At 72.0% G+C, this 16,255-nt stretch carries 15 protein-coding genes; 7 read left to right on the top strand and 8 right to left on the bottom strand.

The genetic code is table 11. The features are described from left to right. A partial coding sequence (locus tag F9B16_RS53130) for an aggregation-promoting factor C-terminal-like domain-containing protein (protein WP_225992382.1) occupies positions 1-666 on the top strand: 666 nt, incomplete at its 5' end. 206 nt (positions 667-872) lie between these two features. On the opposite strand, the gene F9B16_RS40690 is transcribed toward F9B16_RS53130, so the two are convergent. Together F9B16_RS40690 and F9B16_RS40695 are read right to left on the bottom strand one after the other, a co-directional pair. Beyond that, positions 873-2,273 carry a class II fumarate hydratase gene (locus F9B16_RS40690; RefSeq protein WP_151545601.1) on the bottom strand — a complete coding sequence of 467 codons (1,401 nt, stop codon included), beginning with the start codon at positions 2,271-2,273 and terminating at the stop codon, positions 873-875. A 112-nt stretch (positions 2,274-2,385) separates the two neighbouring features. Continuing rightward, on the bottom strand, positions 2,386-3,660 hold the full coding sequence (locus F9B16_RS40695) for a serine/threonine-protein kinase (protein WP_151545602.1): 1,275 nt from the start codon (positions 3,658-3,660) through the stop codon (positions 2,386-2,388). Positions 3,661-3,835: 175 nt separating this feature from the next. On the opposite strand from F9B16_RS40695, the gene F9B16_RS40700 reads away from it, so the two are divergent. Further along, a complete protein-coding gene (locus tag F9B16_RS40700; protein WP_192809229.1) occupies positions 3,836-5,488 on the top strand; it encodes a recombinase family protein in 1,653 nt (550 codons plus the stop codon). Between the two features lie 44 nt (positions 5,489-5,532). Here F9B16_RS40700 and F9B16_RS40705 read toward each other — a convergent pair whose 3' ends face one another. Continuing rightward, on the bottom strand, positions 5,533-7,185 hold the full coding sequence (locus F9B16_RS40705; protein WP_151545604.1) for a fumarate hydratase: 1,653 nt from the start codon (positions 7,183-7,185) through the stop codon (positions 5,533-5,535). 1 nt (position 7,186) lies between these two features. After that, a complete protein-coding gene (locus F9B16_RS40710; protein ID WP_151545605.1) occupies positions 7,187-8,107 on the bottom strand; it encodes an EamA family transporter in 921 nt (306 codons plus the stop codon). Between the two features lie 113 nt (positions 8,108-8,220). Here F9B16_RS40710 and pdxR point away from each other — a divergent pair, with 113 nt between their 5' ends. Further along, a complete protein-coding gene (gene pdxR / locus F9B16_RS40715) occupies positions 8,221-9,654 on the top strand; it encodes a MocR-like pyridoxine biosynthesis transcription factor PdxR (protein WP_151545606.1) in 1,434 nt (477 codons plus the stop codon). A 29-nt stretch (positions 9,655-9,683) separates the two neighbouring features. Beyond that, positions 9,684-9,917 carry a hypothetical protein gene (locus F9B16_RS40720; protein ID WP_151545607.1) on the top strand — a complete coding sequence of 78 codons (234 nt, stop codon included), beginning with the start codon at positions 9,684-9,686 and terminating at the stop codon, positions 9,915-9,917. Between the two features lie 218 nt (positions 9,918-10,135). Here F9B16_RS40720 and F9B16_RS40725 read toward each other — a convergent pair whose 3' ends face one another. The 3 genes from F9B16_RS40725 to F9B16_RS40735 form a co-directional block, all read right to left on the bottom strand. Further along, positions 10,136-11,365 (bottom strand): MFS transporter, encoded by a 1,230-nt coding sequence (locus F9B16_RS40725; protein ID WP_192809230.1) that lies wholly within the window; start codon positions 11,363-11,365, stop codon positions 10,136-10,138. Between the two features lie 96 nt (positions 11,366-11,461). Next, the gene (locus F9B16_RS40730; protein ID WP_151545608.1) at positions 11,462-12,259 is read right to left on the bottom strand and encodes an ABC transporter permease; all 798 of its coding nucleotides are present in this window, start codon (positions 12,257-12,259) and stop codon (positions 11,462-11,464) included. Further along, positions 12,256-13,209: an ABC transporter ATP-binding protein gene (locus F9B16_RS40735; RefSeq protein WP_192809231.1), complete on the bottom strand. Its 954-nt coding sequence runs from the start codon at positions 13,207-13,209 to the stop codon at positions 12,256-12,258. Before F9B16_RS40735 ends, F9B16_RS40730 begins: the two co-directional genes overlap by 4 nt. An 82-nt stretch (positions 13,210-13,291) precedes the next feature. Here F9B16_RS40735 and F9B16_RS40740 point away from each other — a divergent pair, with 82 nt between their 5' ends. Continuing rightward, positions 13,292-13,891 (top strand): DUF1707 SHOCT-like domain-containing protein, encoded by a 600-nt coding sequence (locus tag F9B16_RS40740; protein WP_151545609.1) that lies wholly within the window; start codon positions 13,292-13,294, stop codon positions 13,889-13,891. A 5-nt stretch (positions 13,892-13,896) separates the two neighbouring features. Then, positions 13,897-14,304, top strand: coding sequence for an ASCH domain-containing protein (locus F9B16_RS40745; protein WP_151545610.1), 408 nt, complete (start codon positions 13,897-13,899; stop codon positions 14,302-14,304). Between the two features lie 6 nt (positions 14,305-14,310). Here the strand turns inward: F9B16_RS40745 and glpX are convergent, their stop codons facing one another. Beyond that, a complete protein-coding gene (gene glpX / locus F9B16_RS40750; RefSeq protein ID WP_151545611.1) occupies positions 14,311-15,345 on the bottom strand; it encodes a class II fructose-bisphosphatase in 1,035 nt (344 codons plus the stop codon). 180 nt (positions 15,346-15,525) lie between these two features. On the opposite strand from glpX, the gene F9B16_RS40755 reads away from it, so the two are divergent. Then, on the top strand, positions 15,526-16,191 hold the full coding sequence (locus tag F9B16_RS40755) for a TetR/AcrR family transcriptional regulator (protein ID WP_151545612.1): 666 nt from the start codon (positions 15,526-15,528) through the stop codon (positions 16,189-16,191). The last annotated feature ends 64 nt before the right edge of the window (positions 16,192-16,255 follow it).

Here is a 16,255-nt window from a genome sequence, read left to right on the forward strand (position 1 = left end):
GCGCGCCGCTCCGGCGGCGGCAACGGGCTGAAGATCGCCGCTGTGGTCGCGGGCGCGCTGGTCGTGGTCGGCGGCGGTGGCGCCGCCGCGTTCGCGATGACCGGCGGGTCCGGCGACGGCGGCACCAAGACCGTCCAGCCGAGGAAGCTTGCGGACGCGGCCGCCGCGCCCAAGGTCGACCCCATGGTCATGGAGCAGATGCGCCGCAAGGAGGCCTACGAGCGGGCCTCCCGCGCGACCCGCGAGGACCCGTCCAAGGGGCCGAAGCTGCAGGCCAAGGGCAAGCCGATCCCGACCCCCACCCCGACGAAGTCGAAGGACGCGGGCGGCGGGAGCGGCGGGCCGTCCGGCGACCCGGTGCCGGCGGGCGAGGCGCAGCAGATCGCCAAGAAGCTGCTGCCGAGCTACGGCATGAGCGGGTCCGGCCAGTTCGGCTGCCTGGTGAACCTGTGGAACAAGGAGAGCCACTGGAACACCCACGCGGCGAACCCGTCCGGCGCGTACGGGATCCCGCAGGCGCTGCCCGGCTCGAAGATGGCCAGCGCGGGCCCCGACTGGCAGAACAACGCCACGACCCAGATCAAGTGGGGCCTCGGCTACATCAAGGACCGGTACAGCACGCCGTGCGGCGCGTGGGCGCACTCGGAGTCCAGCGGCTGGTACTAGACCGCGCGACTACTGGACAGTGCGACAGAGCATCCGGAAGAGGGCGGGCCCGGCGGGCTCGCCCTCTTTCCGTCTCTGCGCGGCCACGGCGGCCTCTCGCGGACGAACCCGCCATCGCCCTGCCCGCGCCGCCGCGCGCGCCTCCTGACGGCTCCAGCGACCGCTGAAGCCGTCAGCCGCAGGACACGTTCGTCATGCCGAGGCCGTCAGCCGCGGGACGTGTTCGTCATGCCGAGCACGTCCAGCGCCGCGTCCAGTTGCTCCTCGGTGAGCTTCCCGTCCGCCACGTAGCCGCGCTCGATCACGACCTCGCGGATCGTCCTGCGCTCCTTCAAGGCCTGCTTGGCGACCTTCGCCGCCTCCTCGTAGCCGATGTAGCGGTTCAGCGGCGTCACGATCGACGGGGACGACTCGGCGTACTCGCGCAGCCGGTCCACGTCCGCCTCGATGCCGTCCACGCAGCGGTCCGCGAGCAGCCGCGACACGTTCGCCAGCAGGGTGATCGACTCCAGCACGTTGCGGGCCAGCATCGGCAGCATCACGTTCAGCTCGAAGCTGCCCGCCGCGCCGCCGAACGCGATCGCCGCGTCGTTCCCGATCACCTGCGCGGCCACCTGCGTCACCGCCTCCGGGATCACCGGGTTCACCTTGCCCGGCATGATCGACGAGCCGGGCTGCAGGTCCGGCAGCCGGATCTCGGCGAGCCCGGCGCGCGGCCCCGACCCCATCCAGCGCAGATCGTTGGCGATCTTGTTGAGGCTCACCGCGACGGTGCGCAGCGCGCCGCTCGCCTCGACCAGGCCGTCCCGGGCGCCCTGCGCCTCGAAATGGTCGCGGGCCTCGGTCAGCGGAAGCCCGGTCGCCCGCGCGATCTCCGCGATGACGCGCGCCGCGAACCCCTCCGGCGTGTTGATCCCCGTCCCGACCGCGGTGCCGCCGAGCGGCAGCTCCGCCAGCCGCGGCAGCACCGCCTCCAGCCGCTCCACGCCGTGCCCGACCTGCGCCGCGTACCCGCCGAACTCCTGCCCGAGCGTCACCGGCGTCGCGTCCATCAGGTGCGTCCGGCCCGACTTCACGACCGTCGCGAACTCGTCCGCCTTGCGGGCCAGCGCGTCGCGCAGGTGCCGCAGTGCCGGGATCAGCTCGTTCACCACCGCGCCCGCCGCGGCGATGTGGATCGACGACGGGAACACGTCGTTGGACGACTGGGAGGCGTTCACATGGTCGTTCGGGTGGACGGGCCTGCCGAGCCGCTCCTCCGCCAGCGTCGCCACGACCTCGTTGGCGTTCATGTTCGACGACGTCCCGGACCCGGTCTGGAACACGTCGATCGGGAACTGGTCGTTCCACCTGCCGTCCGCGACCTCGCGGGCCGCCTCGACGATCGCCTCCGAGAGGTCCTTGTCCAGGACGCCCAGCTCGGCGTTGACCGCGGCCGCCGCCGCCTTGATCTGCCCCAGCGCGGCGATGTGCGCGGGCTCCAGCCCCCGCCCCGAGATCGGGAAGTTCTGCACGGCCCGCTGCGTCTGCGCCCGCCACTTCGCCGCCGCCGGCACCCGGACCTCGCCCATGGAATCGTGCTCGACCCGGAATTCCTGCTCCGCCATGAAGTCACCTCCCGTGGAGGCGTCCCCAGGGAGCCCCCGCGCAATCGTCGCCCTCGACCTTCATGGCAGCGGCGCGGGGCGCCCGCGCATTCCCGCGCGGGCGCGGTTCCGATCAGCCCCCGGAGCCCTTCGTCACCGTGTAGCCGACGCGCTCACCGGGCTTGCCCAGCGGTTTCTCCTGCCCGTTCACCCACACGTCGCAGGCGGACGCGTCGTAGATCACGGCGTTGATGTGCTCCTCGCCGTACTGGCGCGCCTCGCCCTTGCCGAGCGTCTCGTCGCTCAGCACCCGCATCGCGGTGCCGGGCACCGACACGAAGATCTTGCAGGAGTCGTTGCGCGCCCGCACGACCAGCGTGCTGCTCGCGACGCCGGCCGGCGGCGCCGCCTCGCCGGGCCGCCCGGCCGGGGTGGAGGCGTGCGCGGTCGGGGACGGTCCCGGGCTCTCCCGCATCATCCCGACGATCAGCGCGGTCGCGCCGATCCCGCAGGACGCCACCGTCGCGCCGATCAGCGCGATCACCGCCATCAGCCGGTAGCGGGGCGTCGCCTGCCGGCGCCCGGCGCGCGGCCCCGCCATCGCGCGCTCCAGCCGGTCCACCGCGCGGGCGTGGCTGAGCCGCCGGGTCGGGTTCTTCTCCAGCAGCCCGGTGATCACCGGGGCGAGCGCGCCGGCGTTCTGCGGCGCCGGCGTCGACTCGTTCGCCAGCGCGCTCAGCGTCGCCATCACGTTGTCGCGCTCGAACGGCGGGCGGCCCTCCAGCGCGGCGTACAGGGTCGCGCCGAGCGACCACAGGTCCGAGCGGGGGGTGGCCTTCTCGCCGGCGGCGACCTCCGGGGCGACGTACGCGGGGGAGCCCATGAAGTGCCCGGTCTTGGTCAGGCTCGCCGACCCCGACGAGAACGCCAGCCCGAAGTCGGTGAGCACGACCCGGTCGCCGTCCAGCAGCACGTTGCTCGGCTTGAGGTCGCGGTGCACGATCCCGGCCTTGTGCGCGGTGTTGAGCGCGTCCAGCAGCCGCCGGCCGATGTGCGCGACGCGCTCGGGCGGCAGCGGGCCGTCGCGCTCGATGAGCTGCTCGAGGTTCGGCGCCTCGATCAGCTCCATCACGATCCACGGCCGGCCCTGCTCGGTGACGACGTCGTAGACCTCGACGATGGAGTGGGTGCGCAGCTGCGCGGGCGCGCGCGCCTCGCGCAGGGTACGGCGGAAGAAGACCACCCGGTCGTCCTGGGAAAGGTCCTCGGGGAGCCTCAGCTCCTTGATCGCCACCGCGCGATCGAGGAGCTCGTCATGGCCTCGCCACACGGTGCCGTTGGCACCCTGACCTATTTCCGAGACCAGCCGGTAGCGCGTCGCTAGCACGAGGCGCTCTGACTGAGACATGGCGGAAAAGATACCGGAGTGGCCAGGCGGTCATCGGGGAGACGTCTCCACCAAGTTGGATTTAGCCCCAATATGTGACCTGCCGCCCCGAAACGCCCCGCATGCCGACTGCATGCGGCTGCAGTGGTGGCGAAAAAGTCAGATGACTCATCTCGATGGTAGACACACTGCTAGCGTGCGGCTCGTGGTCATCGAGAATCCGCGGGTATTGGGGGTCGTCCGCATCAGCGTCGGCCGGGACGAGACGACCTCTCCGCAGCGTCAACGGGAGCACATCGAGCACTGGTGCGCCGGGCCGTCCGTGCTGGGCACGATCGTGGGCTGGGCCGAGGACCTGGACGTGTCGGGAGGTGTGAGTCCCTTCAAGCGGCCTGAACTGGGCAAGTGGTTGAACCGGCGAGCCGGCGAGTTCGATGTGCTCTGCGTGTGGAGGCTCGATCGGCTGACCCGCCGCTCCCGCCACTTCGCCGAACTCGTCGACTGGTGCAACGAGCGGGAGAAGGTCGTCGTCTCGACCTCCGAGTCCCTCGACCTCTCCACCCCCATGGGGAAGATGTTCGCGCGGATCATCGCAGCCTTCGCCGAAGGAGAGCTCGACACCATCCAGGCGCGCTCCCTGGACGCCTCGCGCAGGCTTCGTGAGGGCGGAGCGTGGTTCGGCGGAGTCGAACCGTTCGGCTACCGGTTCGCCGATCGGAAGGAGGGCGGAAAGCGATTGGTACAGGATCCTGTCTATGCTCCTCTTTTGCGCTCCCTCTATGAGCGGGTCGTCGCCGGCACGCCCGTCAACCGCCTCACCAAGGAGCTCAACCGTCAGGGCATCCCGACGTGGCGAGATCACCTCAGGCGGGAGTCAGGCAGGCCGACCAGGAACACCTTGTGGACGTCCAAGGCGATCAGCCAGGCGCTTATGAACCCTAGGAGCGCGGGGTACCTGCTCCATAAGGGAGAGGTCGTCGAGGGAAGTGACGGACGCCCTGTCCTCATCACGGATGAGCCGATCCTTGCTGTGGCCGAATGGGAACGGGTCGTCCGAGCACTCTCGGTCACGGGGGCGCCCCGGACGAGAAGCCCCAGTTCCCCCAGCCTCCTCACAGGTGTCGCCCGTTGTGGCCTCGACGGCGCCTCCCTGTACGTCAAGCGAAATACCGTCAAGCGGGCCTACAAGGACGCGCCGGATGTCTACTCGTCATACATGTGCAGGCATGCCTACTCGGGCGCCCAGAGGGAGTGCCGTACCGCTGTCGGCCAGGAAGTGCTCGATCTAGCGGTCGAGCAGGCGCTGCTCACATGTTTCGCGGAGGACGAGGTCTACGAACGGCGCGAGACGTCGAAGCCCGCTCTCGAAGAGGAACTGCGACTCGTGGCCGGACGCCTGGGGCGGCTCGAGGATGATTTCACGGCAGGCAGATACGACGGGGAAGGACAGGAGGAGTCATATCACCGGATGCATCGACGCCTCGCCGGCAAGAGAACGGCCTTGACACGGCAGCTCGAGGAGCTGCCCGACGTCGAGCTGATCGGAACCGGTCGGACCTTCCGAGAACTCTGGGCAGGGAAGAACCTGGATGAACGCAGGTCGTTCCTGCTGGACCATGACGTCCGTGTGCTCGTCTGGAAGACGGGACGGGGGCTCAGCGACCCCCATCTCAAGATCGAGATCCCGGACGTGGCGTATCTGCGCGAGTCCGCCGGGCTTCAGGGCGGACGCTCCGCCGAGCCGTTCATCGTGGATGTGAACGTTCCCGACGATCTGCGAGGGGTGCCGGTCGCCGAGGCGATCGGAAGGGAAGTGATCAGTGGGCCGCACCCTGGAATCCCCAGCTGAGGATTCCAGGGCACCGGCGGCTCAGGCCGTCGATCGGACCTCGGTCACCTGCGCGGGGGCACGGTCGGCATGAGCGTCACTTGCCCGGCCCCCATGTCGAAGAAGTCGCCGCCCTTGTCGTCCACGACGATGAAGGCCGGGAAGTCCTCGACCTCGATCTTCCAGACGGCCTCCATGCCGAGCTCCGGGTACTCCAGGACCTCGACCTTCTTGATGCAGTCCTGCGCGAGCCGCGCCGCCGGGCCGCCGATCGAGCCGAGGTAGAACCCGCCGTGCTCCTTGCACGCGTCGGTGACCTGCTTGGACCGGTTGCCCTTCGCCAGCATGACCAGGGAGCCGCCCGCCGCCTGGAACTGCTCGACGTAGGAGTCCATGCGGCCGGCCGTCGTCGGGCCGAAGGAGCCGGACGCGTAGCCCTCCGGCGTCTTCGCCGGGCCCGCGTAGTAGACGGCGTGGTCGCGCAGGTACTGCGGCATCGGCTCGCCCGCGTCCAGCCGCTCCTTGATCTTGGCGTGCGCGATGTCGCGCGCCACGACGAGCGGGCCGGTCAGCGACAGCCGCGTCTTCACCGGGTACTTGGTCAGCTCGGCGCGGATCTCCGCCATCGGACGGTTCAGGTCGATCTGAACGACCTCGTCGTCCAGGTGCTCGTCGGTGGTGTCCGGCAGGTACTGCGCCGGGTCGGTCTCCAGCCGCTCCAGGAACACGCCCTCCGCGGTGATCTTGGCGAGGGCCTGCCGGTCCGCGCTGCACGACACCGCGATCGCCACCGGGCAGGACGCGCCGTGCCGCGGCAGCCGGATCACCCGCACGTCGTGGCAGAAGTACTTGCCGCCGAACTGCGCGCCGATGCCGAGCTTCTGCGTCAGCTCGAACACCTGGAGCTCCAGCTCCAGGTCGCGGAAGCCGTTGCCGAGCGGCGAGCCCTCCGTCGGCATCGTGTCCAGGTAGTGCGCCGACGCGTACTTGGCGGTCTTCAGCGCGTACTCGGCGGACGTGCCGCCCACCACGATCGCCAGGTGGTACGGCGGGCACGCGGCCGTGCCCAGCGAGCGGATCTTCTCCTCCAGGAAGGACATCATCCGCTTCGGGTTCAGGACGGCCTTGGTCTCCTGGTACAGGAACGACTTGTTCGCGCTGCCGCCGCCCTTGGCCATGAACAGGAACTTGTAGGCCTCGCCCGGCGCCGCGTACAGCTCGACCTGCGCGGGCAGGTTGCTGCCGGTGTTCTTCTCGTCCCACATCGTCAGCGGCGCCATCTGCGAGTAGCGCAGGTTCAGCTTCGTGTACGCGTCGTACACGCCGCGCGAGATGTGCTCCTCGTCGCGGCCGTCCGTCAGGACGTGCTGGCCGCGCTTGCCCATGACGATCGCGGTGCCGGTGTCCTGGCACATCGGCAGCACGCCGCCGGACGCGATGCCCGCGTTCTTCAGCAGGTCCAGCGCCACGAACCGGTCGTTCGGGGACGCCTCCGGGTCGTCGAGGATCCGGCGCAGCTGCGCCAGGTGCGCGGGCCGCAGCAGGTGCGCGATGTCGCGCATCGCGGTCTCGGTGAGCAGTCGGAGCGCCTCCGGCTCGACCTGCAGGAACGTCCGCCCGTTCGCCTCGAACGTGGAGACCCCGTCGGAGGTCAGGAGCCGGTAGTCGGTCTCGTCGGGGCCGAGCGGCAGCAGGTCGGTGTAGGAGAACTCAGGCATCTCAGGCAGATCCTCGCGCGATTCCGATGGGGGCCGCCTCACAGGGTACGACCCGGCGCCGCAGCCCGAGGACGACCCCCGCCGCCACCAGCGCCGCCCCCGCGAGGTCCGCCGGTCCGGGCCGTCCGAGCCCGAGGACCACCGTCGTGACGACCGCGCTGACCGGGATCATCCCGGCGAACAGCCCCGCCCGGTCCGCGCCGAGCCGGCCGAGCGTCCCGTACCAGAGCAGGAACGCGATCACGGTGACGATCACCGACAGGTACGCCAGGCCCGCGAACTCGGCGTCGGTCGGCGCCCGCAGCACGGCCGTCCCGTCGGTGACCAGCCCGACGGCCAGCAGCATCGGCGCGGCGATCGCCGCCGAGTACGCCGACACCCGCACCGGCCCGAGCGCCGGCAGCAGCGGGACCGCCAGCAGCGAGAAGCACACCTCCCCGGCGAGCGCGCCCAGCGACAGCAGCAGCCCCCGCACGCTGCCCCCGCCGAACCCGTTGGCGAGCGCCGCCCCCGCCGCCACCACGCACGCCGAGGCGACCACCGCCGGGGCGGGCCGCCGGCCTTCCAGCAGCGGCCCGACCAGCGCCAGCACGATCGGCACCGTCGCGATCACCGTGCCGATCGTCGCCGGGCTCGTGTCCCGGGTCGCCGCGACGATGCACACGTTGAACGCGACGAGGCCCGTCCCCGCCAGCGCCGCGAGCAGCGCCCACTCCCGCGCCCGCGGACGCCGGCCCGGCCCGCCGCGCAGCCGCGCCACCGCCAGCAGGATCGCGGCGGCCACCGTGTACCGGACGGCCTGGCCGCCGAAGACGGGATAGTCCTTGATCGTCGCGGAGACCGCGGTCAGCGTGCCGACGAGGAACATCGCGGTCCCGGCGGCGGCGCCGCCCCCGCCCGGAAGAGAGGAGATCAGCTTCATGGCTCGAACGCTACGAGCCCGTTGGACCTGAACACAGAGCCAATGGCCCCCATCGATCATGGACCAATCCCGGGCTAGTGACAGATGAACGCCCGGCCGACGCTGAGTGTCATGTGACCGACCTCCATCTCCCACTCGACCGCGGGGCGGGGCGGCTGGCCGCGCAGATCGCCGCGGGCTTCCGCGCGGCGGTGCGGGCCGGGCGGCTGACCGCGGGCACCCGGCTGCCGTCCAGCCGCGACCTCGCCCGCGACCTCGAGGTGTCCCGCGGCGTCGTCGTGGCCGCCTACGAGCAGCTGACCGCCGAGGGCTTCCTCATCGCCCGGCGCGGCGACGGCACCCGCATCGCCCCCCTCGCCCGCCCCGACGAGCCCGCCCCCGCGCCCCCCGCCGCCGAACCGGCCCCCGCGGCGCTCCCGTCCTGCGACCTCCCGCCCGACCCCGGCGCGCCCTACGACCTGTGGCCCAGCCAGCCGGACCTGTCGGCCTTCCCCCGCGAGCGGTGGATCGCCGCCACCCGCGCCGCGCTGCGCACGCTCCCGAGCGACGAGCTGACCTACCCCGACCCGGGCGGCGTCCGGCCGCTGCGCACCGAGCTGGCCGGCTACCTCGGCCGCGTCCGCGCCGCCGTCGCCGACCCCGGCCGCGTCGTGATCATGAACGGGGTGGCGCACGGGCTGTCCGCCCTCATCCGGGTCCTGCGGGCCGACGGCCACCGCGTCCTCGCCGTCGAGGACCCGACCAGCGTCCGGCAGCTGCCGATGCTGGAGGCGTCCGGCATCCGGCTCGTCCGCGTCCCGGTGGACGCCGACGGCGTGGACGTCGCCGCGCTCGCCCGGACCAACGCGCGCGCCGTCCTCGTCACGCCCGCGCACCAGTACCCCACCGGCGTCGTGCTGTCCCCGTCCCGCCGCGCCGAGCTGATCGCCTGGGCGCGGGACGTCGGCGGCGTGATCCTCGAGGACGACTACGACGCCGAGTTCCGCTACGACCGCGAGCCCGTCGGCTGCCTGCAGGGCGTCGACCCCGACCGCGTCGTGCTGCTCGGCTCCGTCAGCAAGTCCCTCGCGCCCGCGCTGCGCCTCGGCTGGGCCCTCGCTCCCGCCGCCATCGCGTCGCGGCTCCGCGAGCACCGCGGCCAGACCGACCTCGGCGCGCCCGTCATCGAGCAGTACGCCCTCGCCGAGTTCCTCCGCGGCGGCGGCTACGACCGGCATCTGCGCACCATGCGGCGCCGCTACCGGTCCCGCCGCGACGCCCTCGCCGGCGCGCTCGCCGCATACCTGCCCGGCGCGACGGTTCACGGCGTCTCAGCGGGCATCCACCTCTATGTGGAACTCCCGCCCGGAACCGACGAGGACGCCGTCCTGGCCCGCGCCGCACGGTCCGGGGTGTCGGCGGCCGGCGCCCGCGAGATGTGGTCCGCCGAGCGTGCCGCCGACGCGCCCCCCGCCCTCGTCCTGGGATATGCCCGGATTGCCGAAAGTCACCTGGTCAAGGCGGCGCAGCTGCTCGGCAAAGCGGTTACCGGGGGGACGGAAGGGTAGGACCAACATCCCCGGTGTAGGAGGTATGGATGAGTCTGGAAGAGGCCGCACGGCAGCTCAAGATGGCCGGTCACGACGCGCAGGTCGCCTTCGACTGCGTCGGCCTGGGCGACCTCGAACGCGCGCAGGAGCACGCCGTCACCCTGCGCGCCGCCGCCGACGCCGCCGAAGTGGCGTTGAGCCGGGCGCTCCAGGACCTGACACCGGAGCAGGCCCAAGCCGAAGGCGAGAAGGCCGTCACCGCCCTGGAAGAAACCGTGTGATCCCAGGGGGGCGACCCCCTGGAACCCCCGTTGCGACGGACGAGGCGTTTCACGCTCCGCTAGCGCTCCGCGGGAAACGCGTCGTCCGTCGGCGGGCAGGCCCGCTGCGCTCGCTGCACTCGCTCCGCGTGCCTGCCCGTGGCCGTGGCTGAGGTCCGGCCTTCCGTTGCTGTGTTCAGCCGGGCCCTCAGTGCCTTTGTCCAGCCGGGTCCACGTGCCTAGGCGAAGGGGCGTTCCATGGCGGGGGCGTTGGGGTCGGCGCCTTTGACCGGCTTCGGGTCGAAGCCCTTGGCCGTCACGAACACCACCAGGATCAGCGCGGCCGGGACGATGAACGCCAGCCGCAGCCCGTGGGTATGGCTGACCGGCGCGATCGCGCCGACGACGGCGGCGCCGAGCACGAAGCCGACGTAGTTGAAGATGTTGACGCGGGCGACCGCGACGCCGAGGCCGGTCGGGTCGACGCGTCCGGCGGCGGAGAAGGAGACCGGCGCGATCACGCTGAGGCCGAGGCCCGCGACCGCGAACGCGGCGATGGCGACGGCCGCGTTCGGCGCCGCCACCACGCCGATCATGCCGATGATGCCGATCAGCCCGCCGAGCCGCACCACCTGGACGGGGCCCGAGCGGCGGACGCCGAGGTCGGCGACCGCGCGGCTGATCACCATGGTGATCTGGTAGGCGACGTAGCCGAGCGGCGCGACCCAGTCCGCCGCCGAGAGCTCGTCGTCCAGGTACTTGGCGCCGTAGCTGGAGATCGCCGAGTCGGCCAGGTAGGCGACGGCCATCGCCGCGCCGACGATGAGGATCGGGCGCCACGGGACGCTGCGCTCGGCGGCCTTCAGCTCCTCGGCGGACGGCCCGTCGCCCTCCTCCTCTCGCCGGTACAGCCGGGGCCCGGTGGCGAGGGAGCCCGCGACGCCGACGGCGGCGGCGATGCCGAAGCCGGTGAGGAGCGAGAGGTCCATCTTGTTGCTCGCCGACGCCCACAGGCCGCCGAGGATCCCGGCGACGGACCACACCGCGTAGAAGCCGGTGATCAGGCTGACGCCGTAGCGGCGCTCCACCGCGATCGCCTGCGCGTTCATGGAGGCGTCCACCGCGCCGACGAACAGGCCGAACAGGGCGACGGCCCCGTACAGGGCGATGTCGTTGTCGCCGGTGGCGCCGATCAGCACGATGGTGACGGCGACGGCGGGCTGCGCGACCCGCAGCACGAGGCCGCTGCCGTACCGCTTGAACAGCGCGCCCGACACGACGCTGCCGACGCCGGCGATCAGCGGCACCATCAGCAGGACGAGGGAGAGCGTCCCGTCGCTGAGGTGGTGCGTCTTCTGCATCTTCGGGACCTGCGTCACCAGAGAGGCGAAGCACAGTCCCTGGACGGCGAAAGCGGCGTAGGCGGAGACCCGCGCGCGGCGGTCCCGCTCGGTGATGCCCTCGCTCATGCGGTGCGACCTCTCTGCCAACGAAATGTGAAGAAGATTCGCGTCAGCGTAGAGACAGGGTACGCGCCGGGTCAATCATCCAGGAAGGCGCGCCGATCAGTCGATCAGCCGCCTGCGCATGCCCCGGACCGCCAGTATCCACATCAGCCCCGCGAACGCCACCAGGGCCCCCAGGTGCCCGAGGTCGGCGAGCGGCCGCAGCCCGAACACCGCGTGCCGGACCAGCTCCACGCAGTGGTACAGCGGGTTCACCCGCGCCGCGTACCCCGCCCAGTCCGGCAGCGCGTCCACCGGGAAGAACGTCCCCGCCACCAGGAACAGCGGCGTCACCACCCCGGTGATCACGTAGTCGAACGAGTTGATCGACGGCACCACCGACGACGTCCACATCCCGAACAGCCCGAACCCGAGCGCCAGGAAGAACACCATGAACGGCACCAGCAGCATCCCGAACGACGGGTCCAGCCCGAAGAACAGCGCCACCACGATCGGCGTGCACGAGTACACCGACGACTTCGCCGCGATCCACAGCGCCTCCGCCGTCACCAGCTCGTGCACGTCCACCGGCGCCGCGAGGATCGCGTCGTAGGTGTGCTGGAACGCCCGCCGGATGTAGGAGTTGAACATCCCCGGGAACACCGACGTGAACAGCGCCGCCGTCCCCACCACGCCCGTCGCGACGAAGTCGAGGTACCGGTAGTGCCCGACCGCCGCGACCATCGACCCGAACCCGTAGCCGAACGCCAGCAGGTAGAACGTCGGCTCCACCATCGACGCGAACGACTGCGTCATCCAGTACCGCTTGTACAGCGCCAGCTCGTGCCGCCAGATGCCCCTCAGCGGCGCCACCTCGAAGCGCCGCAGCCGCGGCGCCCGCCCGGCCTCCACGGTCATTCCACTCGCTCCCCGGTCAGCACCACGAACACGTCCTCCAGGTTGGCCGCGCGGCGCACGCCGTCCGGGCCCAGCTCCTCGTCCAGCGACGGCGGGATCGTCTCCGCCTTCAGCACCGACACCGACGGGCCCGTCCGCCGCGTCGGCAGCCCCGCCGCCCGCGCGGCCCGCTCCACCTCCGCCAGCCGGTCCGGGGGCCCGTAGTGCTCCACCACCCGCTCGCCCGCGTACTCCGCGACCAGCTCCGCCGGCGACCCCCGCGCGATCACCTTCCCGTGCGACATCAGCGCGCACTCGTCCGCGAGCCGCTCGGCCTCCTCGATGTAGTGCGTCGACATCAGCACCGTCGTGCCGCGCGACCGCAGCCCGTCGATCAGCCCCCACAGCTCCGCCCGCACCTGCGGGTCCAGGCCGACCGTCGGCTCGTCCAGCAGCACCAGCGCCGGCCGGTGCACCAGCCCTCGCGCGATCAGCAGCCGCCGCCGCATCCCGCCCGAGAGGTCGTCCACCTTCGTCCCCTGGCGCTCGGTCAGGTGCGCGATCGCCAGCGCGTCGTCCACGGCCTTGCGGCGCTCCCGCCGCGGCACCCGGTACAGGTGCGCGAAGATCTCCAGGTTCTCCCGGGCGGTCAGCTCCTCGTCCAGGTTGTCCTGCTGCGGGACGACCCCCATCGCCGCCCGCGCCTGCTTCGACCGCGCCGGCACCTCGAACCCCAGCACCCGGATGCGGCCCTCGTCCGCCACCGCCTGCGCGGTCAGCATCTTCATGGTCGTCGACTTCCCGGCGCCGTTCGGCCCGAGCAGCCCCAGGCAGCTGCCCGCCGGGACGTCCAGGTCCAGCCCGTCCACCGCGGTGAACGACCCGAACCGCTTGACCACGCCGCGCAGGCTGATCGCCGCCGAACCGGCCTCCCCCTCCTCGGCCGCGAGCTGCGCACGTTGCACCGTCATGCCGTCACCCTAGGTACCGGCCCCGGCGAAACCCATCCATTTTTCTCGGGGTCCCCCGCCGCGCGCCCAGTAACCTCTTGGTGTGGACATCCCCCGCCGCCCGGGACAGGCGACCCGCGTGAGCGACCTGCGCGCCTCCGACGCCGACCGGGAGCGCGTCGCGGCCGTGCTCGGCGAGGCGCTCGCCGACGGCCGGCTCACCCTGGAGGAGCACGCCGACCGCACCGCCCGCGTCTACGCCGCCCGCACCCTCGGCGAGCTCACCGGCCTCACCCTCGACCTCAGCCCCGAGGAGGCCCAGCCCATCCTCGTGGACGACCGCCCGGTCACGGTCTTCTTCGGGCGCGTCCGCCGCGACGGGCGGTGGGTCGTCCCCGTGAAGCTGCCGCTGCTCGCCCTCTTCGGCACCGTCGAGCTCGACCTGCGCGAGGCCGTCCTGCAGCGCCGCCACATCGTCCTCGACTCGATGGTCCTCGCCGGGCGCGTCCGCCTTCTCGTCCCCGAGGGCGTCCGGGTGGACGTCACCGGACGCACCGTCCTCAGCACCCGCGAGCTCCGCACCCGTCCCGCCGCCGAGGGCCCCACCATCGAGGTCGCGGGCACCCTCGTCTTCGGGTCGGTGAAGGCCAGGGCCCCGAAGCGGACCCTCCGCCAGCGCGTCAAGGGCCGCCTGCGACGCTAGCCGCCATGGACGACCTCCCGCCCCTCGAACTCGCCTTCCCCGGCCCCGAACGCGACCGCGGCGTGGCCGCGGTCCTCACCGGCGAGAAGACGGCCTTCACCGGTCTCCTGGAGATCCACGAGAAGGCCGGCGAGCCGGTCCCCGCACCCGGCGACCGGTTCGCCGTCCTCGACTCCGGCGGGCGTCCCGCCGCCGCGATCGAGCTCACCGAGGTCCGCGTCGTCCCGATCACGGAGATCGACGACGCCTACGCCCGCGCCGAAGGCCGCGGCTACGTCGGCGCCGCCGAATGGCGCGCCGACCACGAGCGCTTCTTCCGGAGCGAGGGCGTCGCGGAGTTCCTCGGCCGCAGGCCCGAGATCACCGACGGGACGCTCGTCGTGGCCCAGCGCTTCCGCCGCCTGGACCCCTGAATCCCTCTAGACCGCGCTGTCGAAGTTGATCGCGCTGTAGGCGCGGAGCTTGCTGAGCTTGTGCTCGCTGGAGATGGTGCGGATCGTGCCGCTGCGCGACCGCATCACCAGGGAGTGGGTGACCGCGGTGCCCTTGCTGTACCGGACGCCGTCGACGAGCTCCCCGTCGGTGATGCCGGTGGCGGCGAAGAAGACGTCGTCGGACGTGACGAGGTCGTCGGTGGTCAGGACGCGCCCGAGGTCGTGGCCCGCGTCGATCGCCTTCCGCCGCTCGGCGTCGTCCTGCGGCCACAGGCGGCCCTGGATGACGCCGCCGAGGGCCTTGATCGCGCACGCGGCGATGATGCCCTCGGGGGTGCCGCCGATGCCGAGCAGGACGTCGACGCCGGTGCCGGGCCGGGACGCCATGATCGCGCCGGCGACGTCGCCGTCCAGGATGAACTTGATGCGGGCGCCGGTCTCGCGGACCTCCTTGACGATGCCCTCGTGCCGGGGCCGGTCGAGGATGCAGACGGTGACGTCGTGCGTCGAGGAGCCCTTCGCGCGGGCGATCGCGCGGATGTTGTCGGCGATCGGCCGCTCGATGTCGACGACGTCGGCGGCCTCGGGCCCGGTGACCAGCTTCTCCATGTAGAACACGGCGGACGGGTCGAACATCGACCCGCGCGGGGCCACCGACAGCACGGCGATCGCGTTGTTCATGCCGAGCGCGGTGAGCCGCGTGCCGTCGACGGGGTCGACGGCGACGTCGCACTCGGCGCCGGACCCGTCGCCGACCTCCTCGCCGTTGTAGAGCATGGGGGCGTTGTCCTTCTCGCCCTCGCCGATCACGACGACGCCGCGCATCGAGACGGTGTTGATGAGCTGGCGCATCGCGTTGACGGCGGCTCCGTCGGCGCCGTTCTTGTCCCCGCGGCCGACCCAGCGGGCCGCGGCCATGGCGGCGGCCTCGGTCACCCGGACCAGCTCCATCGCCAGGTTGCGGTCCGGTGCGGCCGGCTCGGTGGTCAGCGGGGAGGAAACGGTGGTCTCTTCGGACATGACGGGGCGGCCCCTTCGTTCGATGGTGACTCGGATTCTCCGGGGACCGGACGGCGGGTCACAAATTGGACCAGACCAGCCGGTGCGCCGGGGAGACCCGCCCGCGCGCGGGGGTCGTTTTGACCGTCACGCGGGCAAGGGATCGTTTCCCCGTGGGAAGAGGGCGTAATCTCTGGGCTCATGAGCAGCGACATCGACGTCTCGTCCGACGGGGCGGCACAGGACGGGGGCGCGGGGGCCGCGGAGGCGCCCGCGCGGACCTCCGACCGCGGGGCCGCCACGCGCAGCGCCCTGCTGTCCGCCGCCCGTGACGTCTTCTGCGAGGCGGGCTTCGCGCAGGCCGCGGTGACCGACATCGTCGCCAAGGCCGGCGCCAGCGTCGGCAGCCTGTACCACCACTTCAACGGCAAGGCCGACCTGTACCTGACGCTGTTCGAGGAGTTCCAGGGCCGCCAGCAGGAGCGCACCCGCAAGGCGATCAACGCGGTGCGGGACGCGGGCGAGAACGACCCGATGCGGCAGTTCGTCGCGGGCGCCGGCGCGTACCTGGACGGCTGCCTGCGGGAGCGGGACGTCGCGCGGCTGTTCATCTCCGGGGACGGGCCGCCCGGCTTCGACCGGGTGATGCGCCAGCGGCTCAATAAGTGGGCGCGCCGGAACGCCGCGCTGTTCCACACCGCCGACGGCGGCGTGGACGAGGCGCTGGTCGTGGTGCTGACGGGCGCGATGGCGGGCGCGGTGTCGGAGATCTCGCTGATGGACGACGAGGACGCGGCGCGCACCCTCGCGGACGAGATCATGGGCATCGTCGGCACGATCAGCGACCCCCGTACGGAGCAGCCCTGACCGTGCGGGATCCTGGAGGGGTGACCGAGAAGAGTCCCGCATCCGCTCCGGACACCGCCGAGAC

The organism is Actinomadura montaniterrae (assembly GCF_008923365.1).
In the GTDB taxonomy this organism is placed as follows: Bacteria; Actinomycetota; Actinomycetes; order Streptosporangiales; family Streptosporangiaceae; genus Spirillospora; species Spirillospora montaniterrae.